The 26,613-nt window shown below is 70.9% G+C and carries 20 protein-coding genes; 12 read left to right on the plus strand and 8 right to left on the minus strand.

All coding sequences use genetic code 11. From position 1 onward, the window contains the following. Positions 1–128 precede the first annotated feature (128 nt). Complete coding sequence (locus CG723_RS02010; RefSeq protein WP_100591402.1) at positions 129–794, minus strand: TetR/AcrR family transcriptional regulator; 666 nt, start codon at positions 792–794, stop codon at positions 129–131. Between the two features lie 130 nt (positions 795–924). On the opposite strand from CG723_RS02010, the gene CG723_RS02015 reads away from it, so the two are divergent. Both CG723_RS02015 and CG723_RS02020 read left to right on the plus strand, forming a co-directional pair. Then, positions 925–1,800 carry a shikimate dehydrogenase gene (locus CG723_RS02015; protein ID WP_100591403.1) on the plus strand — a complete coding sequence of 292 codons (876 nt, stop codon included), beginning with the start codon at positions 925–927 and terminating at the stop codon, positions 1,798–1,800. Between the two features lie 48 nt (positions 1,801–1,848). Next, a complete protein-coding gene (locus CG723_RS02020) occupies positions 1,849–3,669 on the plus strand; it encodes a bifunctional sugar phosphate isomerase/epimerase/4-hydroxyphenylpyruvate dioxygenase family protein (protein WP_100591404.1) in 1,821 nt (606 codons plus the stop codon). 27 nt (positions 3,670–3,696) lie between these two features. Here CG723_RS02020 and CG723_RS02025 read toward each other — a convergent pair whose 3' ends face one another. Then, positions 3,697–4,158 (minus strand): VOC family protein, encoded by a 462-nt coding sequence (locus tag CG723_RS02025; protein WP_100591405.1) that lies wholly within the window; start codon positions 4,156–4,158, stop codon positions 3,697–3,699. 261 nt (positions 4,159–4,419) lie between these two features. On the opposite strand from CG723_RS02025, the gene CG723_RS02030 reads away from it, so the two are divergent. From CG723_RS02030 to CG723_RS02040, 3 genes are all read left to right on the plus strand, one after another. Continuing rightward, the gene (locus CG723_RS02030) at positions 4,420–5,250 is read left to right on the plus strand and encodes an FAD binding domain-containing protein (protein WP_100591406.1); all 831 of its coding nucleotides are present in this window, start codon (positions 4,420–4,422) and stop codon (positions 5,248–5,250) included. Continuing rightward, positions 5,250–8,033, plus strand: coding sequence for a molybdopterin-dependent oxidoreductase (locus CG723_RS02035; protein WP_100591407.1), 2,784 nt, complete (start codon positions 5,250–5,252; stop codon positions 8,031–8,033). The genes CG723_RS02030 and CG723_RS02035 overlap by 1 nt, the downstream gene beginning before the upstream one ends. Before the next feature lie 61 nt (positions 8,034–8,094). Continuing rightward, the gene (locus CG723_RS02040) at positions 8,095–8,799 is read left to right on the plus strand and encodes a M24 family metallopeptidase (RefSeq protein ID WP_234374092.1); all 705 of its coding nucleotides are present in this window, start codon (positions 8,095–8,097) and stop codon (positions 8,797–8,799) included. Positions 8,800–8,889: 90 nt separating this feature from the next. Here the strand turns inward: CG723_RS02040 and aceB are convergent, their stop codons facing one another. Together aceB and aceA are read right to left on the minus strand one after the other, a co-directional pair. Further along, positions 8,890–10,488 carry a malate synthase A gene (aceB, locus tag CG723_RS02045; protein WP_100591408.1) on the minus strand — a complete coding sequence of 533 codons (1,599 nt, stop codon included), beginning with the start codon at positions 10,486–10,488 and terminating at the stop codon, positions 8,890–8,892. 132 nt (positions 10,489–10,620) lie between these two features. Continuing rightward, entirely contained in the window at positions 10,621–11,901 is a 1,281-nt protein-coding gene (aceA, locus tag CG723_RS02050) for an isocitrate lyase (protein WP_100591786.1), read from the minus strand. Between the two features lie 384 nt (positions 11,902–12,285). Between aceA and CG723_RS02055 the strand changes: the two genes are divergently transcribed. The 3 genes from CG723_RS02055 (at position 12,286) to CG723_RS02065 (ending at position 15,718) form a co-directional block, all read left to right on the plus strand. Continuing rightward, entirely contained in the window at positions 12,286–13,713 is a 1,428-nt protein-coding gene (locus tag CG723_RS02055) for a short-chain fatty acyl-CoA regulator family protein (protein ID WP_100591409.1), read from the plus strand. Positions 13,714–14,135: 422 nt separating this feature from the next. Beyond that, positions 14,136–14,318: a hypothetical protein gene (locus CG723_RS46015; protein ID WP_159032368.1), complete on the plus strand. Its 183-nt coding sequence runs from the start codon at positions 14,136–14,138 to the stop codon at positions 14,316–14,318. Between the two features lie 44 nt (positions 14,319–14,362). Beyond that, positions 14,363–15,718, plus strand: a complete 1,356-nt coding sequence (locus CG723_RS02065; protein WP_100591410.1) for a diacylglycerol/lipid kinase family protein — start codon at positions 14,363–14,365, stop codon at positions 15,716–15,718. 211 nt (positions 15,719–15,929) lie between these two features. Here CG723_RS02065 and CG723_RS02070 read toward each other — a convergent pair whose 3' ends face one another. After that, positions 15,930–17,093: a magnesium and cobalt transport protein CorA gene (locus CG723_RS02070; protein WP_100591411.1), complete on the minus strand. Its 1,164-nt coding sequence runs from the start codon at positions 17,091–17,093 to the stop codon at positions 15,930–15,932. A 184-nt stretch (positions 17,094–17,277) separates the two neighbouring features. Between CG723_RS02070 and CG723_RS02075 the strand changes: the two genes are divergently transcribed. Continuing rightward, on the plus strand, positions 17,278–18,426 hold the full coding sequence (locus tag CG723_RS02075; RefSeq protein ID WP_100591412.1) for a winged helix DNA-binding domain-containing protein: 1,149 nt from the start codon (positions 17,278–17,280) through the stop codon (positions 18,424–18,426). A 22-nt stretch (positions 18,427–18,448) separates the two neighbouring features. On the opposite strand, the gene CG723_RS02080 is transcribed toward CG723_RS02075, so the two are convergent. Both CG723_RS02080 and CG723_RS02085 read right to left on the minus strand, forming a co-directional pair. Beyond that, entirely contained in the window at positions 18,449–19,093 is a 645-nt protein-coding gene (locus tag CG723_RS02080; protein WP_100591787.1) for a LysE family translocator, read from the minus strand. Positions 19,094–19,185: 92 nt separating this feature from the next. After that, positions 19,186–20,082: a helix-turn-helix transcriptional regulator gene (locus CG723_RS02085; protein ID WP_100591413.1), complete on the minus strand. Its 897-nt coding sequence runs from the start codon at positions 20,080–20,082 to the stop codon at positions 19,186–19,188. 109 nt (positions 20,083–20,191) lie between these two features. Here CG723_RS02085 and CG723_RS02090 point away from each other — a divergent pair, with 109 nt between their 5' ends. Together CG723_RS02090 and CG723_RS02095 are read left to right on the plus strand one after the other, a co-directional pair. Then, complete coding sequence (locus CG723_RS02090) at positions 20,192–21,895, plus strand: AMP-binding protein (protein ID WP_100591414.1); 1,704 nt, start codon at positions 20,192–20,194, stop codon at positions 21,893–21,895. Further along, entirely contained in the window at positions 21,892–23,538 is a 1,647-nt protein-coding gene (locus CG723_RS02095; RefSeq protein WP_100591415.1) for an AMP-binding protein, read from the plus strand. The genes CG723_RS02090 and CG723_RS02095 overlap by 4 nt, the downstream gene beginning before the upstream one ends. 88 nt (positions 23,539–23,626) lie before the next feature. Here the strand turns inward: CG723_RS02095 and CG723_RS02100 are convergent, their stop codons facing one another. After that, on the minus strand, positions 23,627–24,427 hold the full coding sequence (locus CG723_RS02100) for a hypothetical protein (RefSeq protein WP_100591416.1): 801 nt from the start codon (positions 24,425–24,427) through the stop codon (positions 23,627–23,629). Between the two features lie 353 nt (positions 24,428–24,780). Between CG723_RS02100 and gcl the strand changes: the two genes are divergently transcribed. Next, on the plus strand, positions 24,781–26,568 hold the full coding sequence (gcl, locus tag CG723_RS02105; protein WP_100591417.1) for a glyoxylate carboligase: 1,788 nt from the start codon (positions 24,781–24,783) through the stop codon (positions 26,566–26,568). Positions 26,569–26,613: the final 45 nt, after the last annotated feature.

A 26,613-nucleotide genomic window follows, 5' to 3' on the forward strand; every position in this document is an offset into this window, starting at 1 on the left:
GGCGAGCGGTTAATTAACCCACTGGGTAGTTAGTAGCGGATGGCTACGGATGTTGCGCTGGCGTTACCCGCGTGTCAAGAGGTGGGCCGCGAAAACTTCCGCACGAGGTGCCCTCCCGGCACCCGCCCCTAGTCCTCGGTGCGGTCCGCCGTCAGATAGGCGATGACCATGTCGCCGAGCATGGTCCGGTAGTGCTCGCGCCGGTCCTCCGCCACCAGGTCACGGCCGAAGAGCGCGCCGAACGTGTGCCGGTTCGAGACCCGGAAGAAGCAGAACGAGCTGATCATCGCGTGCAGGTCGACGGCGTCGATCTCGGCCGTGAACAGGCCCGACGCGCGTCCGGCGTCGAGGATGCGGCGGATCACCTCGATCGCGGGCGAGTTGAGCGCGCCGAGCTGCTCGGAGGCGGCGATGTGCTCCGCCTCGTGGATGTTCTCGATCGCGACCAGGCGGATGAAGTCGGGGTGCGCCTCGTGGTGGTCGAAGGTGAGCTCGGCGAGCCGGCGGATGGCCGCGACCGGGTCCAGATGGTCGACGTCGACCTCCTGCTCGGCCTGCCGGATCGCCGAGTACGTGTGCTCCAGAACCGCCGTGAACAGCTGTTCCTTGCCGCCGAAGTAGTAGTAGATCATCCGCTTCGTGGTGCGGGTGCGGGCCGCGATCTCGTCGACGCGGGCGCCCGTGTATCCGGCGCGGGCGAACTCCTGGGTGGCGACGTCGAGGATCTCGGCCCGGGTGCGGGCGGCGTCGCGGATCCGTCCGGCGGGTCGCGTCGGCTCTTCGACTGTGGCCATGCGTTCCTCCGGGTCGGTTCTGTGCTGGTGATTGTAGAAGCAGGGCCGGGGCTGGTGACCGGCTGCCCTTTCCAGGATGACGCCTTCCTGGTATTACTAACGAACCAGTTCGTACATTAGGAGGAGCGCGGTGTCCCAGGACTCCTGTCTCGTCGGTCTGATCGGTTCGGGCATCGGCCCCTCGCTGAGCCCCGCGCTCCATGAGCGGGAGGCCGACCGCCAGGGCCTGCGCCATCTCTACCGGCTGATCGACATCGACGCCCTGGGTGTCGCCCCGGACCGGGTCGGCGACCTGGTGCGGGCGGCGCGGGCCGTGGGCTACGACGGCCTGAACATCACCCACCCCTGCAAGCAGCTCGTCATTGAGCATCTCGATGAGCTCGCCCCGCAGGCGGAGGCGCTCGGCGCCGTCAACACCGTCGTGTTCGAGGGCGGGCGCGCCGTCGGCCACAACACCGACGTCACCGGATTCGCGGCCTCCTTCGCCCGCGGCCTGCCCGACGCCCCGCTCGACCGGGTCGTGCAGCTCGGCGCGGGCGGCGCGGGCGCGGCCGTCGCGCACGCCGTGCTCACCCTGGGCGGTGGCCACCTCACCGTCGTGGACGCGCTGCCCGAGCGCGCCGCGGACCTGGCCGCGTCGCTGAACCGGCACTTCGGCGAGGGCCGCGCGTCCGCCGGGACCCCGGACCGCATCGAAGAGCCCCTCGCCCGCGCCGACGGCCTCGTCCACGCCACACCCACCGGCATGGCCGCCCACCCGGGACTCCCGCTCCCCGCCCATCTGCTTCGCCCGTCCCTCTGGGTCGCGGAAGTCGTCTACCGCCCACTGGAGACGGAACTCCTGCACACCGCACGGGATTTGGGCTGCGCCACGCTCGACGGCGCGGGCATGGCGGTGTTCCAGGCCGCCGACGCGTTCCGGCTCTTCACGCGCCGCGAGCCGGACGTCACGCGGATGCTCGCGGACATCGCCGAACTCGCGGGTGCGGCGACGGCCCGAGGCTGACCCCGGCCCCCCACCGCCCCCTCCTCCTCCCTCTCAAGGAGCACCGTCGTGCGTACCTCGATCGCCACCGTCTCGCTCAGCGGATCCCTGACCGAGAAGCTGACCGCCGCCGCCTCGGCCGGGTTCGACGGGGTGGAGATCTTCGAGAACGATCTCCTCGCGAGTCCGCTCACCCCCGAGGAGATCCGGGCCCGCACCGCCGACCTCGGCCTGACCATCGACCTCTACCAGCCGATGCGGGACATCGAGGCGGTGCCGCCGCAGGAGTTCGAGCGGAACCTGCGCCGCGCCGAGCACAAGTTCCGGCTGATGAACCGGCTCGGCACCGACACCGTCCTGGTGTGCTCCAGCGTGTCGCCCCTCGCCGTCGACGACGACGCGCTCGCCGCCGAACACCTGTACCGGCTCGCGGAGTCGGCGCAGGAACACGGCGTACGCGTCGCCTACGAAGCACTCGCCTGGGGCCGCCACGTCAGCACGTACGACCACGCCTGGCGCATCGTCGAGGCGGCGGGGCACCCGGCGCTCGGCACCTGTCTGGACAGCTTCCACATCCTCGCCCGCGGCTCCGACCCCAAGGGCATCGAGGACATCCCCGGCGAGAAGATCTTCTTCCTGCAGCTCGCCGACGCCCCGCTGATGGCGATGGACGTGCTCCAGTGGAGTCGCCACTACCGCTGTTTCCCCGGGCAGGGCGGCCTGGACGTGACCGGACTCGTCCGGCACGTGATCAACGCCGGTTACCCGGGCCCGCTCTCGCTCGAAGTGTTCAACGACGTCTTCCGGCAGGCCGACGCGGGCCCCACCGCCGTCGACGCCCGGCGCTCCCTGATGCTCCTCCAGGAGGCCGCCGGCCTCACGGCGCCGCCCGCACCGGTCCAGCCCACCGGCTTCGCCTTCGCGGAACTCACCACCCCGGACGCCGGTGCCGTGTCCGCGCTCCTCGGCGGGCTCGGCCTGGCCCGGGCCGCCAGGCATCGCAGCAAGCCCGTCGAACTGTGGCAGCGCGGCGAGGCCCGCATCCTCGTCACCACGGATCCCGTCCGCCACCGCGACGGACTCTCCCTGGCCGCGCTCGGCCTGGAGTCCCCGGACCCGGCGGCCGCGACCGCTCGCGCAGACTCGCTCCTCGCCCCCGTACTGCCCCGCCACCGGGCGCCCGAGGATGCCCCGCTGGACGCGGTGGCCGCGCCCGACGGCGTGGAGATCTTCTTCTGCGCGACGGACCGGGAGGGCCTGCCGAACTGGCGGGAGGACTTCGCGCCGCTACCCGGCGACGGCGACGGCTCAGGCGAACCTGACCGGGACCGGCGGGGCGCCGTCCTGCGGATCGACCACCTCGCCCTCACCCAGCCCTGGCACCAGTTCGACGAGGCCGCGCTCTTCCACCGCACGGTCCTCGGGCTCAGGCCGCAGGAGAGCGTCGACGTCGCCGACCCCTACGGGTTGCTGCGCAGCCGCGCCGTCACGAACGACGACGGCAGGGTGCGGATCGCCCTGGGTATCGGCCCCGGCCCCGCCGACGACGCCGGCCGCGCCCAGCACATCGCCCTCGCGACGGACGACGTGGTCGCCGCCGCGCGCGCCTTCCAGAACGCGGGCGGCCGCCCGCTGCCCGTACCGCCCAACTACTACGACGACCTGGCGGCCCGCTTCGAGCTCGCCCCCGGCGAGGCGGAGACGTACCGGGAACTCGGCATCCTCTACGACCGTGACGAGCACGGCACCTTCCGCCACTTCTACACGGAAACGGTCGGCCGGGTCTTCTTCGAACTGGTTCAACGCGACGGCGGATACCGTGGTTACGGCGCCCAGAACGCCCCCGTCCGCCTCGCCGCCCAGCACGCCCTGCGCCCCGGACGCAGGTAGAGCCCCGCAACTACGGGCCGAACCACGTCAGTCGAGGCAGAACTCGTTCCCCTCCGGGTCGGTCATCACGATGTAGCCGGTGCTCAGCGGGGGAGCGGGCTCATCGCGTCGTACCCGCGCGGCGCCGAGCGCGACGAGCCGCGCGCACTCGGCCTCGAGCGCCGCCATGCGCTCCTCCCCCTCCAGTCCGGGTGCCGCACGGACGTCGAGGTGGACGCGGTTCTTGGCGGCCTTGTCCTCCGGCACCTGCTGGAAGAACAGCCGCGGGCCCTGCCCTTCCGGGTCCTCGATGGCCGACCTCGTGTTGCGCTGCTCCTCCGGTACGCCGATCCGCGCGAGGAAGTCGTCCCACGCGGCCAGGGGGTCGGCGCCCTCGGGCACGTCGACGCCGGGCGGGCCGGGGTGGACGTAGCCCAGTACGTCGCGCCAGAAGGACGACAGTGCCCGCGGGTCGTGGGCATCGAAGGTGACCTGGATGTGGCGGCTCACGGGGTGCTCCGTTCGTGGCGTGGCGCGTGTGTGCGGGCAGAGGATCCGCGGCGGAGTGCGTCTGCGGCCCTTGCATCACCCTGGCACCTCTCGCGGACAGATGCGGTCCGCGACCCCGGTGCGCCGAGGGCAGAACCTACTTGGTCGTTCAACCAATGCCCACGGTGTCGGGGCGGGGTTTTCCGTGTGGTGAACCAGTCGTTTCCGGACTCGCTCCCGGCTTCACTGGCTGTGAGGCAGCAGCTGAGGGGCGTTGGAGACATGGATCTGAACACGGTGAAGGAAGTGCGTGACGGCCGGCTGCGGGAGCCCTGGCAACCGGGCGACGCGTGGCTGGGCGGGGGCACGTACCTGTTCTCCGAGCCGCAGCCTCATCTGCGGCGCCTGGTGGATCTGAGCCGCATGGGCTGGGAGTCACTCACCCTCGGTGAGGACGGGGCGCTGGAGATCGCGGCGACATGCACCATTGCCCAACTCTCGCGTTTCGGGCGGCAGTTCGCGGCCGAGGCGGCGCCTCTGTTCGAGCAGTGCTGCCGTGCCTTTCTCGCCTCGTTCAAGATCTGGAACATGGCCACCGTGGGCGGGAACCTCTGCAACGGGCTGCCGGCCGGGCCCATGATCTCGCTGACCGCCGCGCTCGACGGCACGTGCCTGCTCCAGTCGCAGGCCGGAGTGAGGCGGACCGTGAAGGTCGCCGACTTCATCACCGGCGCGGGTCGCAAGGACCTGGGCGAGGGCGAGTTGCTCCGCTCGCTCACCCTGCCCGCGCGGGCACTCGGCTGCCGGACGGCCTTCCGCCAGGCGTCGCTGTACGGGCTCGGCCGCTCGGGAGCGCTGGTCATCGGGGCGCTCGATCCGGTGGACGGGTCGATGGCGGTGACGATCAGCGCGGCGACCGTACGGCCCTTCCGCCTCTGGTTCCCCCTGCCGCCGGACAAGGGCGAGCTCCGGCGGGCCATCGAGGCGGCCGTGGGCGAGGACGACTGGTTCGACGACATCCACGGACTGCCCGAGTGGCGGCGGCACATGGGGTTCCGCCTCGCCGAGGAAGTCCGTCATGAACTGACCCGGCTCTCTCAGGACGGTGCATGATGAGCTTCGACATCGAGGTCAACGACCAGCACTTCGACACCGACCCACGGGCCGGCCAGTGTCTGCGTACGTATCTGCGCGAGCGCGGCTGGTTCGGGGTGAAGAAGGGCTGCGACGCCGGAGACTGCGGCGCCTGCACCGTCCATGTGGACGGGGAGCCGGTCCACAGCTGCCTGTATCCGGCCGTACGGGCGGAGGGCCGCAGTGTGACGACGGTCGAAGGCCTCGCGTCCCCGGAGGGTGAGCTCCACCCCGTCCAGCGGAAGTTCCTCGCCGCCCAGGGGTTCCAGTGCGGCTTCTGCACCGCCGGATTCCTGATGACGACGGCCGCCCTCGAAGCCGAGCAGGGCACCGAGTACGACGACGGCAAACTGGACGACCTGCCCCGTGCCTTCAAGGGCAACATCTGCCGGTGCACCGGATATCGCGCCATCGAGGACGCCGTACGAGGCGTGCGGCACACTGAACGCCCCTGTGCAGGCAAGGCAGTTGGCAAGAGTCTCGGCGCGCCCGCCGGCCCCCAGGTCGTGACCGGCACCGCCCGCTACACCTTCGATGTCGAGGTCCCCGGGCTGCTCCACCTGAAACTGCTGCGCTCCCCGTACCCGCACGCCCGTATCGTCTCCATCGACACCGCGGACGCCCTGCGCGTGCCCGGGGTACAGGCCGTCCTCACCCACGAGGACGCCCCCGCGACCCTGTACTCCTCGGCCCGGCACGAGCACCCCACCGAGGACCCCGACGACACGCGCGTCCTCGACGACACCGTCCGCTATGTCGGCCAGCGCGTCGCCGCCGTGGTGGCCGACAGCGAGCAGGCCGCCGAGGAGGGCTGCCGGCGGATCGAGGTGGTCTACGAGCAACTCCCGTACGTCACCGACCCCGAGAAGGCGATGGCCCCCGGCGCCCCCGTCATCCACGAGGGCAAGGGCCCCGAGGTGCGGATCTCCCGCGTGGAGAACAACGTCGCCGGCGAGGTGCACGGCGAGATCGGCTCCGTCGAGGACGGCTTCGCCGACGCGGACGTCGTCTACGAGGAGACCTTCCGCACCCAGCGCGTCCAGCACGCGAGCCTGGAGACCCACGGCTGTGTCGCCTACTTCGAGCCCAAGGAGGACGGCACCGGCGAGCGCCTCACTGTCCGCTCCTCCACCCAGACCCCGTTCCTGACGCGCCGCGCGCTGTGCGCCCTGTACGGCCTGCCCGAGGACGAGGTCCGTGTCGTCGCGGGACGGGTGGGCGGCGGCTTCGGCGGCAAGCAGGAGATGCTGACGGAGGACATCGTCACCCTGGCGGCACTGAAACTACGGCGGCCGGTGAAGCTGGAGTACACCCGGGGCGAGCAGTTCTACGGAGCGACCACCCGCCACCCGTTCACCATCGGTATCAAGGTCGGGGCCCGTTCCGACGGCACCCTGACCGCCATCCAGATGCGCGTGGTCTCCAACACCGGGGCCTACGGCAACCACGGCCCCGCCGTCATGTTCCACAGCGTCGGCGAGTCCTTCGCCGTCTACCGAGCCCCGCACAAGAAGGTCGACGCGTTCTCCGTCTACACGAACGTGGTCCCGGCCGGCGCCTTCCGTGGCTACGGCCTCGGGCAGGTCACCTTCGCCGTCGAATCGGTCATGGACGAACTGGCCCGCCGCCTCGGCATGGACCCGCTGGTCTTCCGCGAGAAGAACATCATCGGCCCCGGCGAGCACATGCTCAGCCCGATCGGTGAGGAGGAGGACCTCCACATCGCTTCCTACGGCCTCGACCAGTGCCTGGGGGTCGTGCGCAAGGCGATCGCCGAGGACACCAGCGCCGAGCAGGCGCCCGAGGGATGGCTGGTCGGGCAGGGCACGGCGATGGCGATGATCGCCACCGGGCCGCCCGGCGGGCACTACGCCGACGCCCGCGTGTCCCTCCTGTCCGACGGGACGTACGACATCGCCGTCGGGACGGCCGAGTTCGGCAACGGCACCACCACCGTCCACAAGCAGATCACCGCCGGCGCCCTCAACACCACCGAGGACCGCCTCACGATCCGGCAGTCCGACACGGACGTCGTCCGCCACGACACCGGCGCCTTCGGTTCCGCGGGCACGGTGGTGGCCGGGAAGGCCGTCCTCCTCGCCGCCGGCTCGCTCGCCGAACGGCTGCGGACCTTCGCCGCCCGGCACACGGGCGTCGCCCGCCACCTGTGCGTACTCGGGGCCGAGGCCGTCGACTGCGCGGGCCGGGTGGTGACGCTGAAGGAGCTGTACGAGGCGGCCGAGGCGAAGGGCGTCATGGACGAGGTGGCCGCCGACGGCCACTGGGGCGGCTCGCCCCGCTCCGTCGCCTTCAACGCCCAGTGGTTCCGCCTCGCCGTCGACCCCGGCACCGGCGAGATCCGCATCCTGCGCAGCGTCCACGCCGCCGACGCGGGCAAGGTCATGAACCCGATGCAGTGCCGCGGCCAGGTCGAGGGAGGCGTAGCCCAGGCGCTGGGCGCGACGCTCTTCGAGACGGTACGTGTCGACGACCGCGGCGAGGTCACCACCGCCGCCTTCCGCCGCTACCGCCTCCCGCAGTACGCCGATGTCCCGCGCACGGAGGTCCACTTCATGGAGACCACCGACGCCATCGGCCCGCTCGGCGCCAAGTCGATGAGCGAGAGCCCCTTCAACCCGGTCGCCCCCGCCTTCGCCAACGCGCTGCGCGACGCCACCGGTGTCCGCTTCACCGAGATGCCGGTCACCCGGGACCGCGTCTGGCTCGCCCTCGACCGGCACGACTCCGTTCCGGGCGCTTGATGCGGCCTGAACGGAATCCGGGTTGAACGGAATGCGGGTTGAACGGAAGAGGAACGGCGCCATGGCAGCACCCGACCGGATGGACGAACGGCTGCGCGCCCTGGGCCTCGTGGAGGGCCAGCGGATGGCCCAGGCCCTGTTCGCCGAGGTCGCCGCCCGGGGCCTGATCGCCCCGGGCTGCAGCGAACGCGAGGTGAGCGACCGCATCGGCGCACTGGCGCGGGAAGCACCCGCCTGGGGCACGTGCGGCTCCTGGCGGGCCGTGCGATCGGGGCCGCACTCCGCCCTGCCCGCAGGCCAGGAGCCACCGGAGGACCGGATCCTCACCGAGGACGACATCGCGATCGCCGACCTCGGCCCGGTACTCGCCGGTTACGAGTCGGGCTTCGTACGTACGGTCGTCATCGGCCAGGACCCGGACAAACACCGCCTCATCGAGGACCTCCCGAGGCTGTTCGCGGCCGCCCGCGAGGCGTTCCACGCGGACCGGACCCTGACCGGCAGCCACCTGCACGCCGAGATCCAGACCCTGGCCACCAAGGCTGGCTGGACGCTGGGGGGTTGGAACGCGGGGCACATGGTGGGGGCGCCGAATGCCCACGGCGGCGCACAGTCGTCCGACGCGTACATCTCCCCCGCCAACGACCTCCCTCTGCGCCGTACGGCCGAGGACGGCCGGCAGGCCCACTGGCTGCTGGAGATCAGCTTGCTCGACGAGCACCGGGGCTTCGGCGGCTCGCACAAGGGGCTCCTGGACCTGGCCTGACGCCGGCTGCCGGTGAAAGCCGCCCTAGTCGTAGGTGTGGAAGCCGCGGCCTGTCATGCGGGCCCCAACCCACCCGTTGGATGGCGGCGGTCATGACTGCGGCTCCGTCGTGCGGACGAGGTGGCGGCTGTAGGCGTCGGGGGTGAAGAACAGGGGGAGTTCGGTGGCCAGGGCGGTGCGCTCGAAGAGGCCGTGGATCTCCTCCAGCGGAGCGAAGGGGAACTCGGCGCACAGAGCGTCGAGTTCGTCGTCGAGGACGCGTAGCACCGTTTCCCGGTCGACGACGCGATGGCGCAGCCACTGCCAGATCTGGACGCGTGCGATCTCTGCGGTGGCGGCGTCCTCCATCAGGCCGTCCACGGCGACGGCGCCCAGTCCGCGCAGCCAGGCGGCGTAGTAGCGCAGGGCGATCGCGATGTTGGTTCGCACGCCTTCGTCGGTCGGTGGACCGCTCATCCGCCGCACCGCCAGCAGATGGGCGGGGGTCACCTCGACGTCGTCACGGGTGCGGTCGAGCTGGTGCGGCCGGTCGGCAAGGACGCCGTCGAACACCTCGCGGCAGACCGGAACGAGCGCGGGGTGGGCGACCCAGGAGCCGTCGAAGCCGTCTTCCGCCTCGCGTTCCTTGTCCAGTCTCACCTTCGCGAGGGCGGCGGCGTGTGCCTTGGGGTCCTTGTTCGGGACTTGGGCGGCCATGCCGCCGATCGCGTGCGCGCCGCGCTTGTGGCAGGTGCGGACGAGGAGTTCGGTGTACGCGCGCATGAACGGAGCCGTCATGGTGACCTGGGCGCGGTCGGGCAGGAGGAAGTCGGTGCGGTGGCCGAAGGTCTTGATCAGGCTGAAGAGGTAGTCCCAGCGGCCGGCGTTCAATCCGGCGCTGTGCTCCCGGAGTTCGTAGAGGATCTCCTCCATCTCGAACGCCGCGGTGATCGTCTCGATGAGGACGGTCGCCCGGATCGTGCCGCGGGGGATCCCGAGAAGTTCCTGGGCCAGGACGAAGACGTCGTTCCAGAGCCGGGCCTCGTAGCGGTTCTCCAGCTTGGGGAGGTAGAAGTACGGGCCGTGGCCGGCGTCGGTCTGACGTTGCGCGCAGTGGAAGAAGTACAGGCCGAAGTCGACGAGCGCGGCGGGCACGGGCCGGCCGTCGAACTCGAGATGCTCCTCATCGAGGTGCCAGCCGCGTGGGCGGACCACGATCGTGGCGAGCGGGCGGTCGGTGGCCAGCTGGTACTTCTTGCCCTCCGGGGTGGTGAAGTCGATACGCCGCTCGATGGCGTCGAGGAGATTGATCTGCCCGTCGATCACGTTGGCCCAGGTCGGTGCCGTGGCGTCCTCGAAGTCGGCCAGCCACACCCGGGCGCCGGAGTTGAGCGCGTCGACCGTCATACGGCGCTCGGGCGGCCCGGTGATCTCTACGCGCCGGTCGGTCAGGCCGGGAGCGGCAGGTGCGACGCGCCAGTCCGGGTCACGGCGGATCCCCTCCGTCACCAGCGGGAAGTCGAGGGGCGAACCGGCGGCGAGCCGGATCGCCTGACGCCGCCGCTCCCTGAACAGATCATGACGGCGCTGGTGGAACGCGGCGGTGAGCGCGCCGATGAAGTCCAGGGCGGCGGAGGTGAGGATCTCGTCGTGGCGGTCGCCGGGAGCGGCGAGGACGCGGACGCGGCGCGTGAGGAGCTGCGATGACATCGGGTTCTCCTGGCTGAGGGAGGAGCGGAGCGGGGCCCGGACGGGGACGGTCGTCCGGGCCCCGTCCGGCTCAAGGGGGCTGACCGGGGTGGCGCGAGGAGCGGCTTACCGGTACGGGTAGCGGTGGGCGTACTAGTGGAACTGCTCCTCCTCCGTGGAGCCGCTGAGGGCCGTGGTGGAGGAGGCGGGGTTGACGGCGGTGGAGACGAGGTCGAAGTAGCCGGTGCCGACCTCGCGCTGGTGCCTGACCGCGGTGAACCCGTGACGCTGTGCCGCGAACTCCCGCTCCTGGAGGTCGACATAGGCGGTCATGCCGTGCTCGGCGTAGCCGCGGGCCAGGTCGAACATGCCGTGGTTGAGGGAGTGGAATCCGGCCAGGGTGATGAACTGGAAGCGGTAGCCCATGGCGCCCAGCTCCCGCTGGAACTTGGCGATCTGGTCGTCGTCGAGAGCCGCCTTCCAGTTGAAGGACGGGGAGCAGTTGTAGGCGAGCATCTGGTCCGGGTACCGCGCGTGGATCGCCTCGGCGAACTCGCGGGCCTGAGCCAGGTCCGGGGTGCCGGTCTCGACCCAGATCAGATCGGCGTACGGGGCGTAGGCCAGACCGCGTGCGATGACCGGGGCCATGCCGCCCGTGACCCGGTAGAAGCCCTCCGCCGTGCGCTCGCCGGTCACGAACTCGGCGTCGTGCTCGTCGACGTCGCTGGTGAGGAGGTTCGCGGCGAGCGCGTCGGTGCGGGCCACGATGACGGTGGGCACGTCGGCGATGTCGGCGGCCAGGCGGGCCGCGTTGAGCGTACGGATGTGCTGCGAGGTCGGGACCAGGACCTTGCCGCCGAGGTGGCCGCACTTCTTCTCCGAGGCGAGCTGGTCCTCGTAGTGGATGCCGGCGGCGCCGGCGGCGATCATCGCCTTGGTCAGCTCGAAGGCGTTGAGCGGGCCGCCGAAGCCCGCCTCCGCGTCGGCCACGATGGGGGCGAGCCAGTCGGTGGATGAATCGCCCTCGCTGGTGGCGATCTGGTCCGCGCGCAGCAGCGCGTTGTTGATGCGACGCACCACCTGGGGAACGGAGTTGGCCGGGTAAAGACTCTGGTCGGGGTAGGTGTGACCGGCGAGGTTGGCGTCGGCGGCGACCTGCCAGCCGGACAGGTAGATGGCCTGCAACCCGGCCTTGACCTGCTGCACGGCCTGGCCGCCGGTGAGTGCGCCGAGCGCGTGGATGTAGTCGTTCTCGTGCAGCTGCCGCCACAGGCGCTCGGCTCCGCGCCGCGCGAGGGTGTGTTCCTCGCGGACGCTGCCGGAGAGCCGGACCACGTCCTCGGCGCTGTATGTGCGCTCGATGGCCTGCCAGCGCGGGTCGTCGGCCCAGCGACGGGCGAGTTCCTCGGCTGCCTGCGGGCGTGCTTGTGCCATGACGGTCACCGTTTCCTCGATGCGTAGGTCTGCGAAGTCCAGTGGCACCGTGCCGCGAGGGGCGACTGGGGGTGGCACTGTGTGTCTGATCAGGGGTGCGGCCCGCCGTCCCGCCGTGGGGACGAGCTGAGCAAAGCTGCCGATGCGGACGCGTCCGTCGCCGGGATCTCCGACGTCAGGGCGTGAATCGCGCCCCGGCTCCGGGTGGCGTCCGCCGGGGTCCGGCGGGCCGCACTGGAACTCTGACACTGGCACTCAGTGCCATCAAGCGTGGATCAATGCCAACCTTTGCGAATCTTCCGACCCTTGATTGCCAACATTGCGAAGGCTCTGTGCGGGGGTGACTCGCGTACGCTGAGCCCGTCCTGAGGGGGAAGGAGCACCATGGCGAAGACCTACGCGGGCGCGCGGCTGCGCCGACTGCGCGAGGAGCGCACCATGAGCCAGGCCGAAATGGCGCGCACGCTCGGCATCTCGCCCAGCTACCTCAACCAGATGGAACACGACTCGCGTCCGCTCACCGTCCCGGTGCTCCTGCGGCTGACCGAGGTGTTCGGTGTCGACCCCGGATTCTTCTCCGAGCGCGACACGAGCCGGCTGCTGGCCGATCTGCGCGAGGCCCTCGCGTCGGAACTGGGCGAGTCCCGAATCTCGGCCGCGGAGCTGGGCGAACTGGCCTCCCGGATGCCTGCCGTGGCCCAGGTCCTCCTCGACCTGGGGCGGCGCAATCAGCGCCTGGCCGAACTGGTCGGCGGCGCCGACGGCCGTGACAGCGGGCAGGAGGCCCCTCGCTCGGCGCACGAAGAGATCCGCGACTACTTCTACCGCCGCCAGAACTATCTGCACGAGGCGGACCTGGCGGCCGAGGAACTCGCCCAGGCCATCGGTATCCGCCCGGGCGAAGTACTGAGAGCCCTGTCCGCGCGCCTGGCGGACCGGCACGGCGTCCGGCTCGGTACGGAGGGCTCACACCTGCACCACTACGACACCGCCACACGCACGCTTCACCTGTCCACGCGACTGCGCCCGGGCCAGCGCGCCTTCCGCATGGCCACGCAACTCGCCCTGCTGGAACACGGGGACGAGCTGGATGCCTACGCGGCCGAAGACTTCGCACCGGGCGAACCAGCCCACGCTCTGGCCCGCATCGGCATCGCCAACTACTTCGCCGCCGCGCTGGTCCTCCCGTACCGCGACTTCCACACCGCGGCCGAGACGGTGCGCTACGACATCGAACGCCTCACCGACCACTACGGCCTCGGCTACGAAACCGTGTGCCACCGCCTCAGTACCCTCCAACGACCCCGGCTGCGCGGCGTACCGTTCTCCTTCGTCCGCGTCGACCGCGCCGGCAACATGTCCAAACGGCAGTCGGCGACCGGCTTCCACTTCTCGCGCTCCGGCGGCACATGTCCCCTGTGGAACATCTACGAGGCGTTCGCCGCGCCGGGCCGCATCCACGTCCAGATCACGGAAATGCCTGACGGACAAAGGCACTTGTGGACCGCGTGCGCCGTCACCCGGCACCGGGGCGGCTGGGGCGAGCCCGGCAAGACCTTCGCGATCGGCCTCGGCTGCGAGATCCGCCACGCCCACCGCCTCGTCTACTCCGACGGCCTCGACCTCGGCCGCACAGCCTCCGCCACCCTCATCGGCATGGGCTGCCGGGTCTGCGAACGCCTCGAATGCCCCCAGCGCGCAGCACCCCCACTCGGCCACGCGCTACGGATCGACCAGAACTCCAGCACGTTCTTGCCGTATCCGGTGGCGCACGGATCGTCCGCGAACCGGGGTCCTGCTCCGGGGGCCTGACCTTGCTACGTCCCTGCCCGAGCCGGGGTCGGCGAAGGCCATGGAACCGATGGCGCAGGCGGCATCGAAGGGCTCGGCGGTACGCAGGTGGTCGACCACGTCGCCGTGCACGAACTGGACGTCGGGAACGCCGGCGACTGGACTTCGAATAGCCGGAGGACCCTTGGTGTGGCCGAGGGAGCCGCGCTGTGATGCTGCGTTCGATCACTCCTGTGGGTTTGGCTCCCTCCTATGGGGGATTGCGACGGGCCAGTTCGTCCAAAGGCGCGGCGGTCGCAGCTTCTTCCACGAGTTCCCGAAGCACGTGCGCCTGCGTCAGCTGGAAGCCATCGTGGCACCGGGTGTGACCCACCTCCGCTACGAGGTGGTCCGATACGCGGCCTCCGTGCTGGTCGGCGGCAACGGTTTCGTCCGCGGCGTTCGTGGCAGGCCTGTGCTACGCCCCTGCCGCGCACACCTTCGGCAGCGACAACCTCGGCCTCGCGCATAAAGTGAGCCATCTGATGGCCCTGGCTGTCTGGTTCACCTTCGGCGCGATGATCGCGCAGGAGTTCGCCCACCGCCCGCTGGGATGCCCCCCGATCAGGGAGCATGCAGGCTGGTGACCAGGACCGGGCTCGCGGTCGGACAGGGCTGTGGAGAGGACGCCATGGGCAGGACGCGCACGACGGGCCCCGGCGGGAATGGGGCCGCGCGGCTGTTGGCACGTCTGGCCGTGCTCGCGGTGGTGGGTTCGGTGGTCGCGCTCGTGCTCGCGCTGGGGGAGGGCGGCCTGGTAGTCGTCGGCGCCGGGCTCCTGGGGCTGATCGTCTGCGCGGTCGGCGTCTGGTGGTTCGTGGCGCACCGCGGACTGGTGCGGCTGGGCGCGGCGCTCCTCGCGGTCGCGTCCCCCGTCGCCGTCCTGGTGCTCTTCGCGCACGACGGCCTGTGGCTGACGGCTCTGGTCCTCTGCCTGTGCTGGGGCGTGGCCCTGGCTTGCGCGAGGACGGCGCTGCGCAAGTCGCGCCCGGAGCGGCCGACGCGGACGAGGGCCGCTTCCCGGCCGAACCGGCCGGTCCTGATCATGAATCCGAAGTCCGGGGGCGGGAAGGTCGGCCGGTTCGGGCTGGTCGAGCGGGCGGAGGAACTCGGCGCGCGGGTGATCCTGCTCGATCCGTCCGCCCCGGCGGACGTCGCCGCGCTGGCCCGGCAGGCCGTGGCCGAAGGCGCGGACCTGCTCGGCGTCGCCGGCGGCGACGGCACCCAGGCCCTGGTCGCGGCGATCGCCGCCGAGCACGACCTGCCGTTCCTCGTGGTCTCCGCCGGCACCCGCAACCACTTCGCCATGGACCTGGGCCTCGACCGCTCCGACCCTTCCCGCTGCCTCGACGCGCTGACGGCCGGCGAGGAGGTCCGGGTCGACCTCGGCGACATCGCGGGCCGGGCCTTCGTGAACACCGTGTCGTTCGGGGTGTACGCGGATGTCGTGCAACGGCCCGAGTACCGCGACGACAAGGCGGGCACGGCGCTGTCCCTCATGCCGGACCTGCTGCTCGGCGAAGGGGTACCACGGCTCGACGCACGGGTCGACGGCACCACCGTCTCCTCCCAGCAGGCACTGCTGGTCAGCAACAACCCGTACACCTCACCCGACGAGCTCGGCGGCGGCCGCCGGCCCCGACTGGACGACGGCGAACTGGGGGTGCTCGGGATCCGGGTGGAGGACGCGGCGCAGGCTGCCGACCTGGCCGTGCGGGGCTCGAAGTCCACCGGACTGACCGTCATGACCGCACACCGTGTCGAGGTGACGACCGACGCGGACGAGATCCCCGTCGCGGTCGACGGCGAGGCGCTTCGGATGCCCACCCCGGTGGTCTGCACGCTGCGCCCGGGGGCGCTGCGGGTCCTCGTACCGCGCGACCGCCCCGGCGTCGTGGTACCCGATCCGCCCGTGAACTGGCGGCGGATCATCGACCTCGCCTTCCGCCGTACCGAGCGGACCGCCGATGGGCAGACCCGCGCCTGACGGATGGCGAACGCGGCCGTCGACGCGGCGCGGCCGGCACCTCCCTCGCACGGCCGGGCGGACGCACGTGTTGCCGTAGCTCCGACCTCGATCCGCCCGGCCGCCGAGGTTCCCGAGGAGGGCATCCGTGAACCAGGCACCCTCTCAGCGGTGCCGGAACCAGTGGCTCTCCGAACGCCGCCGACCGGGCCACCCAGGTGCCAGATCCCTACTACAGCCAGTCCCGCTTCTTGAAAATGACGTACAGGCTCGTGCACACCACTGCCATCAGCACGATCGCGAACGGATATCCGCCCACCCAGTGCAGCTCCGGCATCTGGTCGAAGTTCATGCCGTAGATGGTTCCCACCAGTGTGGGTGCGAACAGGATCGCCGCCCACGACGAGATCTTCTTGATTTCCTCGTTCTGTTCGAAGCCCGCTTCGGCCAGTGCCCGCATCTCCGCGTTCTGCTGCTGGGTGACCTGTGTCGCGTTCACCGTCAGGATGTCCGCGAGGGCCTGGCGGAAGCCGTCGACGCGTTCGCTCGTGTGCGTGACGTGGTCGGCCACGTCGCGCAGGTAGCGCTGGAGTTCCTCGTCCGTGCCGTACTTGGCGAAGCCCGCCATCAGGGCGTGCAGCATGCCGACCAGGGGGCGGGTCGCGCGCTGGAACTCGACCATCTCGCGCGAGAGTTCGTAGATGCGCCGGGACACCTCGGGCGCTCCGGAGAAGACCTCCGTCTCGATCTCGTCGATGTCGGTCTGGACGCCGGCGACGACCGGGGCATAGCCGTCCACGACCGCGTCGAGAATCGCGTAGAGCACCGCCTCGGGTCCGAGTTTCAGCAGCTCGGGGGAGTCCTCCATGCGGCGGCGCACACCGGAGAGGTCGGGCGCCGCGCCGTGCCGGACCGTGATGACGAAGTCCGCTCCGACGAACACGTGCAGCTCCCCGAACTCGACCTCCTCGGGCGCGTCCAGGTAGCGGGCGGCGCGCAGGACGACGAACAGCGTGTCCCCGTACCGCTCCAGCTTCGGCCGCTGATGCGCCTCCAGCGCGTCCTCGACCGCGAGCGGGTGCAGGTCGAACTCGCCCGCCAGGGAGAGGAGTTCGGACTCCGTCGGGCGGGCCAGGCCGATCCATGCCATGCCGTCCTGCTGTTCGCGCAGCTCGCGGAACGTCTCGGCCAGCGTCACGGGCGACGACACCCGTACCCCGTCCCGGTACAGCGCCGCCTGCACCACGCTCGCCGTCTCCGACGCCGGGTCGGTGGGCGTGGCGGGCGGGGGCGGCGTGGTGTCGGTCTCGGGCGGGTTCGCCGGCGACTGTCCTGCGGCGCGGCGCCACATGTACTTCTTCGGTTCCGCTCCGGGGCGGGTCCGCCGCTCTGCCATGTCTCCGCCTTGCGTGTCGAAACGGCTGTCACTTCGGCCACTGTGCAGGATATATAGCCCAAAATACGGCCGGTGGGGGAGTGATCGTCAGAGAGCCGGTCGGCAGGTCGGTGGGACGTGGGTGGTTGGCTGGGCGGTGGCTCGAGGCCAGTACCTGTCCGCAGGTCCCGGTAGCGTGCCGAGTATGACCACCAAGCGGAGCACGGCCAAGGCAAGTGTGAGCAATGCTGCTGGGCCGACCCTGTCGGCCCGGGCCCTGGGTCGCGCCACCCTTGATCGTCAGTTCCTGCTGCGGCGCTCGCCGGTCACCGTGAAGGCCGCCGTGGAACATCTGCTGGGGCTCCAGGCGCAGAACGTGAAGCCGCCCTACGGCGCGCTCGCCGCCCGGCTCGACGGTTTCGACCCCGCCGAGCTCTCCCGGCTCCTGGAGGACCGCGAAGTCGTCCGTATCGTCACCATGCGCTCGACCATCCACCTCCACAGCGCCGACGACTGCATGAGTCTGCGCCCCCTCGTCCAGCCCGCGCGTGAGCGGGAGTTGAAGATGTTCGCGAAGGGCCTGCCCGGCGTCGACCTCGACCGGCTCACCGCGCTCACCAAGGCGTACGTCGAGCAGGCGCCGCGTACCCCCAGGCAGATCAGGGAGCTGCTCCTCGCCGAGTGGCCCGACGCCGACCCCCTCGCCCTCACGATCGCCGCGCGCTGCCGGCTGCCGCTCGTGCAGACCACGCCGCGCGGCCTGTGGAAGCGCAGCGGCCAGGTCGCCCTGACCACCGCCGAGCACTGGCTCGACCGGGCTGCCGACCCGGCGCCCGCACCGGACGGCACCGTCCTGCGCTATCTGGCCGCGTTCGGGCCCGCCTCGGTCAAGGACATGCAGCAGTGGGCGGGCCTGACCCGTATGAGGGAGGTCTTCGAGCGGCTGAGGCCGCAACTGGTCACCTTCCACGACCCGCACGGCGTCGAGCTCTTCGACCTGCCCGACGCCCCCCGCCCCGACGAGGACACCCCCGCCCCGCCGCGCCTCCTCCCCGAGTTCGACAACCTGCTGCTCTCGCACGCCGACCGCACCCGCCTCGTGCCGCTCGCGTACAAGGACCGCACCTGGAAGGCGAACATGTCCTTTCCCGCCTTCCTCGTCGACGGCATGCTCGCCGGGCTCTGGAAGCTCGACGAGGCCAAGGACGCCTCCGCCACGCTCACCCTCCAGCCCTTCGGGAAGCTCACCGCGGGGCAGCGCGACGCCCTCACGGACGAGGCGGAGACCACCGCGCGCACGCTGGGGGTCAAGGGCCCGTGCGACATCCGCTTCGGGACCGTACGGCCGGAGTAGTGGCGTTCGGAGCGCGCCGGGATCAGTCCGCGCGACCCGTCGCCGCGACCGTCACTCCCAGACCGATCATCGCGAAGCCTCCCGTGCCGCCGATCAGCGACAGGCGGCGGTCGGACCGGGCGAACCACGTACGCGCGGCGGACGCCGTCAGGCCCCACAGCGTGTCCGTGACCAGGCCGATCGAGATCGGGATCAGCCCCAACAGAAGCATCTGCACGGGCACTTGACCGCCCGAGTGGTCCACGAACTGGGGCAGGACCGCCGCGAAGAAGACGATGCCCTTGGGGTTGGTCACCCCGACGAGCGCGCCGTCCGCGACCGTCCGCAGATCCCCGCGCGGCGGGCCCTGCGGCGCCCGGATGTCCTCGGCCCGCATCTCTCTGCGATGCCGGAACGCCTGCACGCCGAGGAAGACCAGATACGCGGCTCCCGCCAGCTTCACCGCCATGAACACCGCTGCCGAGCGCTCCACCAGGGAACCGATCCCGAGCGCCACGCCCACCACGAGCACGTACGAGCCGATGACATTGCCGAGCGCCGTCGCGACCGCCGTCCGCCGACCGTGCGCGAGCGCGCGCCCGATCACGAACAGCACGCTCGGCCCAGGGATCACGATGACAAGGAGCGACATCGCCGCGAACGCCAGATACCGGTCGGTGGACACCATGTTCCCCAGCATGTCCCCCAACCCCCTTCGTCGTCCACGGACCACTTGGGGAACTGCTCCTGCCCGAGGTGCGGGCCGCCCCAAGGCAGCAGCTATGGCAGCAGCCCCGCCCTCCGTGCCGCCACCACCGCCTCCAGGCGCGTGTGCGCGCCCAACTTCCGCATGGCCGACCGCAGATAGCCCTTCACGGTCTCGGGCCGCAGGCCGAGGCGTTCGGCCGTGGCCGCGTTCGTCGCGCCGGTGGCCACGCACGCGAGGACATCCACCTCGCGTGGCGCGAGCCCCACGTCCCGAACGTGCGGCGGAGCCGTCGCCGAGGCGAGCCGCCCGCACACCGCGAGGAGTTCCTCGCGCAGTGCCGGATCCACGACGCGAGGCGCGAGCGCCCGCAGCGCTCCGTGCGCCTCCCGGACCTCCTCCCACGCCGCCGAGCCGGCCGACGCGCCAGTCACCGAACCGGCTGCCCCACCAGCCCCCGAGCCGGAGGCCCCCGCTCCGCCCACCGCCGCCAGCAGCGCCCGCGCCTCGTCCCGTATCACCAAGGCCTGTTCCACGTCGCGCGCCGCCGCGACCGCCTCGCCCAGCGTGCGGTCGCCCAGTGGCTGGGCGGTGCGCAGGGCCCCGTAGAGCACGCCCCGCACCCTGCGGCGTACGACGACGGGGACCGCGAGGACCGAGAGCAGGCCCTCGGCCGCGACCGCCGCGTCGTACTCGTGGCTGATGTGCCGCGAGACCGGGTAGTCCGTGACGGCGCACGGCCGGGACAGAGCGAGTGCCTTGCCGCCCAGGCCGTTGCCCGTCGCGATGGCGAGGCCGCGGAGCGCGCCCGTCACCGCGCCGCTCAATTCACCGATGCGCACCGAACCCGTGCCGCCCGTCACGGTGCCGCCCGTCATGAGCCCGCCGAATGCGACGGGCAGTCCTGTGCCCCGCCGCAGCCGCACCAGAGCGGCACGCATCTCCACCGCGTCGGCCCCGTCTGCGCTCACTCGCCGTGTCCCTCCAGAGAGCGGTTCGTACACCACCCCCGTCCGGGGGTGGTGAGATCTGCGTCACGGATTACACGATGGCATGCACGGTCCGCAATGAGGAGGACACATGACGACGGCCACCAGCGGCACGGATCCGAGCCCGACCGAGCAGTTCCGCACGGCGAGGGACTTCCTGCTGCGGAACGCGGACGACTACACCGCGGCGTACGAGGGCTTCGCCTGGCCGCGCCCCGAGCGGTTCAACTGGGCCCTCGACTGGTTCGACGCCATCGCCGACGGCAACGGGAAGACGGCCCTGCACATCGTCGAGGAGGACGGCCGCGAGGGCCGTTTCACCTTCGACGAGCTGCGCCGCCGCTCGAACCGCGTCGCCAACTGGCTGCGCGGCCAGGGCGTCCACGCGGGCGACCGGGTTCTCCTGATGCTCGGCAATCAGGTGGAGCTGTGGGAGATCATGCTCGCAGCGATGAAGCTGCGGGCCGTAGTCATCCCCGCGACACCGCTGCTCGGACCCGCCGACCTGCGCGACCGCGTGGACCGCGGCCGGGCCCGGCACGTCATCGTGCGGCCCGAGGACGTCGAGAAGTTCACCGAGGTCCCCGGCGCCTTCACCCGGACCGTCGTCGGTGCGAGCGGCACTCCGGGAAGCGGCTGGCTCTCGTACGAGGAAGCCGACGATGCCTCCGAGACCTTCGAGCCCGACGGCGTCACGTCGGCCGAGGACCCACTCCTCCTGTACTTCACCTCCGGCACGACCGCCCGGCCCAAGCTCGTCGAGCACACCCATGTGTCCTATCCCGTAGGGCACTTGGCGACCATGTTCTGGATCGGGCTGCGTCCCGGAGACGTCCATCTGAACATCTCGTCGCCCGGCTGGGCCAAGCACGCCTGGTCGAACTTCTTCGCGCCGTGGAACGCGGAGGCGACCGTGTTCCTCTACAACTACACGCGCTTCGACGCGGGCCGGCTCCTGGAGGTCATGGAGCGCGCGGGCGTCACGTCCTTCTGTGCCCCGCCGACCGTGTGGCGCATGCTCATCCAGGCCGACCTGACGCAGCTGGCGACGCCGCCGCGCGCGGTCGTCGCCGCGGGCGAGCCGCTGAACCCCGAGGTCATCCAGCAGGTGCGGCGCGCCTGGGGCGTCACCATCCGGGACGGGTTCGGCCAGACGGAGACCGCCGTGCAGGTTTCCAACAGCCCCGGTCAGGAGCTGAAGACCGGCTCCATGGGTCGGCCCAGCCCCGGCTACAAGGTCGAACTGCTCGACCCGGTCACCGGCCAACCCGGCGCGCAGGAGGGCGAGATCAGCCTCGATCTGTCCGAGCGGCCCGTCGGCCTCATGGCCGGCTACCACGGCGACCCCGAGCGCACGGCCGAGGCGATGGCGGGCGGCTACTTCCGCACCGGCGACATCGGCTCGCGCGACGCCGACGGCTATCTCACGTACGTCGGCCGCTCGGACGACGTCTTCAAGGCCTCCGACTACAAGATCAGCCCGTTCGAGCTGGAGAGCGCGCTCCTGGAGCACGAGGCGGTCGCCGAGGCGGCCGTCGTGCCCGCCCCCGACGAGCTGCGGCTCGCCGTCCCCAAGGCGTACGTCGTCCTCGCCGAGGGGTACGAACCCGGGCCCGGCACCGCGAAGCTGCTGTTCGCGCACTCGCGGGACGCGCTCGCACCGTACAAGCGCGTCCGGCGTCTGGAGTTCGCCGAACTGCCCAAGACGGTCTCCGGCAAGATCCGCCGGATCGAGCTGCGCGAGCGCACGGCGCAGGGTTCCACGGCCGAGTACCGCGAGGAGGACTTCCGGTGACGAGCGAACCCCGCACGACGGCCCGGCCCCCGGCCCTCTCGTACGCGCACGGGACGGACCCCGCGCCGCTCCTCGGCGACACCATCGGCCGCAACCTCGACCGGGCCGTGGCCGCGTACCCCGACCGTGACGCACTGGTCGACGTGCCGTCCGGGCGCCGCTGGACCTACGCCCAATTCGGCGCGGACGTCGACCAGTTGGCTCGAGGGCTGCTCGCCGCAGGTGTGCTCAAGGGTGACCGGGTCGGGATCTGGGCGGTCAACTGCCCCGAGTGGGTCCTCGTGCAGTACGCGACCGCGCGCATCGGCGCGGTCATGGTGAACATCAACCCCGCATACCGCGCCCACGAGTTGGAGTTCGTGCTCAAGCAGGCGGGCGTCTGCGTCCTCGTCGCCTCGACCGAGCACAAGGGCAGCGACTACCGGGCGCTCGTCCGGCAGGTGCGGGAGCGGTGCCCCGAGCTGCGCGAGACGGTCTTCATCGGTGACCCCGGATGGGACGCCCTGACGGCGGGTGCGGACGCGGTGACGGCTGAGCAACTCGACGCCAGACAGGCCGAGTTGAGTTGTGACGATCCGGTCAACATCCAGTACACCTCGGGCACGACCGGCTTCCCGAAGGGCGCCACGCTCTCCCACCACAACATCCTCAACAACGGCTTCTGGGTGGGCGAGACGGTCGGCTACACCGAGCAGGACCGGGTCTGCCTGCCCGTGCCCTTTTACCATTGTTTTGGGATGGTGATGGGCAATTTGGGCGCAACGTCACACGGCGCCTGCATCGTCATCCCCGCCCCGTCCTTCGACCCCGTCGCCACGCTCCACGCGGTCGAGCGCGAGCGGTGCACGTCGCTGTACGGCGTCCCGACCATGTTCATCGCCGAGCTGAATCTCGCCGACTTCGCGACGTACGACCTGTCGTCGCTGCGGACCGGCATCATGGCGGGCTCGCCGTGTCCCGTAGAGGTCATGAAGCGGGTCGTCGCCGAGATGCACATGGCGGAGGTCTCCATCTGCTACGGCATGACCGAGACCTCGCCCGTCTCCACGCAGACCCGCCGCGACGACGACCTGGAGCGCCGCACCGGCACGGTCGGCCGCGTTCTGCCGCACATCGAGGTCAAGGTCGTCGACCCGGTCAGCGGCGTGACGCTGCCGCGCGGCGAGCCGGGGGAGCTGTGCACGCGCGGCTACAGCGTGATGCTCGGCTACTGGGACGAGCCGGAGAAGACGGCCGAGGTCATCGACCCGGGACGGTGGATGCACACCGGCGACCTCGCGGTCCTGCGCGAGGACGGCTACGTCCAGATCGTCGGCCGCATCAAGGACATGATCATCAGGGGCGGCGAGAACGTCTACCCGCGCGAGATCGAGGAGTTCCTCTACGCCCACCCGAAGATCGCGGACGTCCAGGTCGTGGGCGTGCCCGACGAGCGGTACGGGGAGGAGGTCCTGGCCTGCGTGATCCTCCGTGACCCGGAGGACACGCTCACCCTGGAGGAGCTCCGCGCGTACTGCCGAGACCGGCTGGCCCACTACAAGACGCCGGCCCGGCTGCGCATCCTCGACGCGTTCCCGATGACGGTGAGCGGCAAGGTCCGCAAGATCGAGCTGCGGGAGGGGTACGGGGCCGACGCCGGCTGAGGCGTACGACTCCTTCTGCGGGGCCTCATCCGGGCCAGATCGGCCCGGGTGGGGCCCGCCCCATGCCCCCGACCGAACCTGGCACGGTCTACGCCCCGGCCGCTATCAGTTCGTCCGCCGGATTGTTCACCGGCTGGGGCATGCCCGCCAGGTCGAGGACGAAGAGCGGGACGCCGAGTTCGTCGGCGCGGGTGCGCGCGTCCTCGTCGTAGCCCGCGAGTGAGAAGTAGACGCAGACCGCCGACTCCGTCATGCCGGTCAGCCACAGGCACTCCACGTCCCGCAGGGTGGCGGGCCGTACCGACGGCTCGACCTGGGCGACGACGCCGCGCGCCGCGAGGCCGATGCCGGACGAGGGGCGCTGGTCGGCGCGGCGGATGTCCCGGTAGCCGAGCCAGCGCAGATAGAGGGCGACGGCGGTCACTGCGTCGCGCGCCGTGCGGATGGCCACCGGCCGGAACGCTGGGCGCGGGACGGGAGCCGTGGGCGGCAGCGGAATGTGGGCGGGGCCCGGCCGCGTAGGACCGGCCTGATCCGGACCGTCCGTCGTGGGCGGGACCGCGGGCCCCGGCCAGGTCGCGCCGCCCGCCACGTCGGAGTCCGGCGACGCGTCATGGCTCGGCGCCGGGTCGCCCTCGACCGGGATCCGCAGCACCGTGCCGCACGCGCAGCCGATCTCCGGGCGCGGCCACCGGTCCCGGCGCCCGCAGGCCGCGCACCGCACGGTCACCCAGTCGTCGAGCCAGGTGCGGTGCGTGACCGGCTCCGCGGGCGCCCCGCGCCGCAGCGGCGGCACGACGGGCGCGCCGCACGAGCAGGGGTAGACCGGTGGCGCATACACCTGTTCACGCCGACAGGCGGGGCACCGCACCGGCACGTTCTGAGCCATGACCCACTCCCGGCATCCGCCCGGGGCTCCGCACCCGGGCTCGTGATGGCTTCCCGCCCTTGGGCCTTTCGTTCGGGTCAGGCCGGATCCGAACGAAAGCCCCTCGGGGCCCATCGTCCTCCAAACTCCCCGGCCGCGGCAGGCAGTCGGGCGAGATCGCTCCGGATCTGTCGACGACAGGCCGTCCCTTGACGCTCGGGAGGTCGCCGCCTACATTGCTTCCATATAGCAGAACCTAGTTTCCGCAATGTGGAAATTAGAAGCTGAAGACAGTACGAAGACAACACGGACTCACAGCTCGCCGCGGGGGCGCGACGGGAGCGCGAATCCGACAGCCGAAGCAGGAGAACTCAATGGCTCGTATGACCGCTGCCAGCGCGGCAGTTGAGATCCTCAAGCGCGAAGGCGTCACGAACGCGTTCGGCGTGCCGGGTGCCGCCATCAACCCCTTCTACAAGTCCCTCAAGGAGGTCGGCGGCATCAGTCACACGCTGGCCCGCCACGTCGAGGGCGCCTCGCACATGGCCGAGGGCTACACCCGTACGAACCCGGGCAACATCGGGGTCTGCATCGGCACCTCGGGCCCGGCCGGCACCGACATGATCACCGGCCTCTACTCGGCCACCGGTGACTCCATCCCGATCCTGTGCATCACGGGCCAGGCGCCCAGCCACCTCCTGCACAAGGAGGACTTCCAGGCCGTCGACATCGCCTCGATCGCGAAGCCCGTCACCAAGATGGCCGTCACGGTCCTCGAAGCGGCCCAGGTGCCCGGCGTCTTCCAGCAGGCGTTCCACCTGATGCGCTCCGGCCGTCCGGGCCCGGTCCTCATCGACCTGCCGATCGACGTCCAGCAGACCGAGATCGACTTCGACCCGGAGACGTACGAGCCGCTGCCCGTCTACAAGCCGGCCGCGACCCGCGCCCAGATCGAGAAGGCGATCTCCTTCCTCCTGGAGTCCGAGCGCCCGCTGATCGTCGCCGGCGGCGGCATCATCAACGCGAACGCCTCCGACCTCCTGGTCGAGTTCGCCGAGATCACCAACACGCCGGTCGTCCCGACCCTCATGGGCTGGGGCACCATCCCGGACGACCACGACCTGAACGCGGGCATGGTGGGCCAGCAGACGGGCCACCGCTACGGCAACGCCACGTTCCTGGAGTCGGACTTCGTCCTCGGCATCGGCAACCGCTGGGCCAACCGTCACACCGGCTACAAGCTGGACGTGTACCGCGAGGGCCGCAAGTTCGTCCACGTCGACATCGAGCCGACCCAGATCGGCAAGATCTTCGCTCCGGACTACGGGATCGCCTCCGACGCCAAGGCCGCCCTCGAGCTGTTCGTCGAGGTCGCGCGCGAGCTCAAGGCCGCGGGCAAGCTCCCCGACCGTTCCGCGTGGGTCGCCTCCCACCTGGAGCGCAAGGGCACGCTGCACCGCCGCACGCACTTCGACAACGTGCCGATGAAGCCCCAGCGCGTCTACGAGGAGATGAACAAGGCGTTCGGGCCCGACACCCGTTACGTCACCACCATCGGCCTCTCCCAGATCGCGGGCGCGCAGATGCTGCACGTCTACAAGCCGCGCCACTGGATCAACTGCGGCCAGGCGGGCCCGCTCGGCTGGACCATCCCGGCCGCGCTCGGTGTCGCCACCGCCGACCCGGAGACCCAGGTCGTCGCGCTCTCGGGCGACTACGACTTCCAGTTCATGATCGAGGAGCTGGCGGTCGGCGCGCAGCACCGCATCCCGTACGTCCACGTCCTGGTCAACAACGCCTACCTGGGCCTGATCCGCCAGGCGCAGATCGGTCTCGACATCAACTTCCAGGTCAACCTGGAGTTCGAGAACCAGAACAGCCCCGAGCTCGGCGTCTACGGCGTCGACCACGTCAAGGTCGCCGAGGGTCTCGGCTGCAAGGCGATCCGCGTCACCGAGCCCGACCAGCTCCTGCCGGCCTTCGAGGAGGCCAAGAAGCTCGCCGCGCAGTACCGCGTGCCGGTCGTCGTCGAGGCGATCCTGGAGCGCATCACGAACATCTCGATGAGCCCGACGGCCGACATCAGCGCCGTCAAGGAGTTCGAGGAGCTCGCGACCGAGCCCGGCCACGCGCCGACCGCGATCCGGCCGCTGACGGCCTGATCAGGCGCCTGCCGGTCCGACAAGGACAAGGGGCGGTCCACCCGA

The organism is Streptomyces sp. CB01635 (assembly GCF_002803065.1).
GTDB lineage: Bacteria > Actinomycetota > Actinomycetes > Streptomycetales > Streptomycetaceae > Streptomyces.

What these genes read in the sequence shown, in the direction of transcription:
- CG723_RS02065 (WP_100591410.1), top strand. Translation starts at nt 14,363, where the DNA reads ATGGGCAGGACGCGCACGACGGGCCCCGGCGGGAATGGGGCCGCGCGG.
- CG723_RS02070 (WP_100591411.1), bottom strand. Translation starts at nt 17,093, where the DNA reads ATGGCAGAGCGGCGGACCCGCCCCGGAGCGGAACCGAAGAAGTACATG.
- aceB (WP_100591408.1), bottom strand. Translation starts at nt 10,488, where the DNA reads ATGTCATCGCAGCTCCTCACGCGCCGCGTCCGCGTCCTCGCCGCTCCC.
- CG723_RS02040 (WP_234374092.1), top strand. Translation starts at nt 8,095, where the DNA reads ATGGCAGCACCCGACCGGATGGACGAACGGCTGCGCGCCCTGGGCCTC.
- CG723_RS02075 (WP_100591412.1), top strand. Translation starts at nt 17,278, where the DNA reads ATGACCACCAAGCGGAGCACGGCCAAGGCAAGTGTGAGCAATGCTGCT.
- CG723_RS02030 (WP_100591406.1), top strand. Translation starts at nt 4,420, where the DNA reads ATGGATCTGAACACGGTGAAGGAAGTGCGTGACGGCCGGCTGCGGGAG.
- CG723_RS02055 (WP_100591409.1), top strand. Translation starts at nt 12,286, where the DNA reads ATGGCGAAGACCTACGCGGGCGCGCGGCTGCGCCGACTGCGCGAGGAG.
- CG723_RS02080 (WP_100591787.1), bottom strand. Translation starts at nt 19,093, where the DNA reads ATGGTGTCCACCGACCGGTATCTGGCGTTCGCGGCGATGTCGCTCCTT.
- CG723_RS02035 (WP_100591407.1), top strand. Translation starts at nt 5,250, where the DNA reads ATGAGCTTCGACATCGAGGTCAACGACCAGCACTTCGACACCGACCCA.
- gcl (WP_100591417.1), top strand. Translation starts at nt 24,781, where the DNA reads ATGGCTCGTATGACCGCTGCCAGCGCGGCAGTTGAGATCCTCAAGCGC.
- aceA (WP_100591786.1), bottom strand. Translation starts at nt 11,901, where the DNA reads ATGGCACAAGCACGCCCGCAGGCAGCCGAGGAACTCGCCCGTCGCTGG.
- CG723_RS02090 (WP_100591414.1), top strand. Translation starts at nt 20,192, where the DNA reads ATGACGACGGCCACCAGCGGCACGGATCCGAGCCCGACCGAGCAGTTC.
- CG723_RS02010 (WP_100591402.1), bottom strand. Translation starts at nt 794, where the DNA reads ATGGCCACAGTCGAAGAGCCGACGCGACCCGCCGGACGGATCCGCGAC.
- CG723_RS02100 (WP_100591416.1), bottom strand. Translation starts at nt 24,427, where the DNA reads ATGGCTCAGAACGTGCCGGTGCGGTGCCCCGCCTGTCGGCGTGAACAG.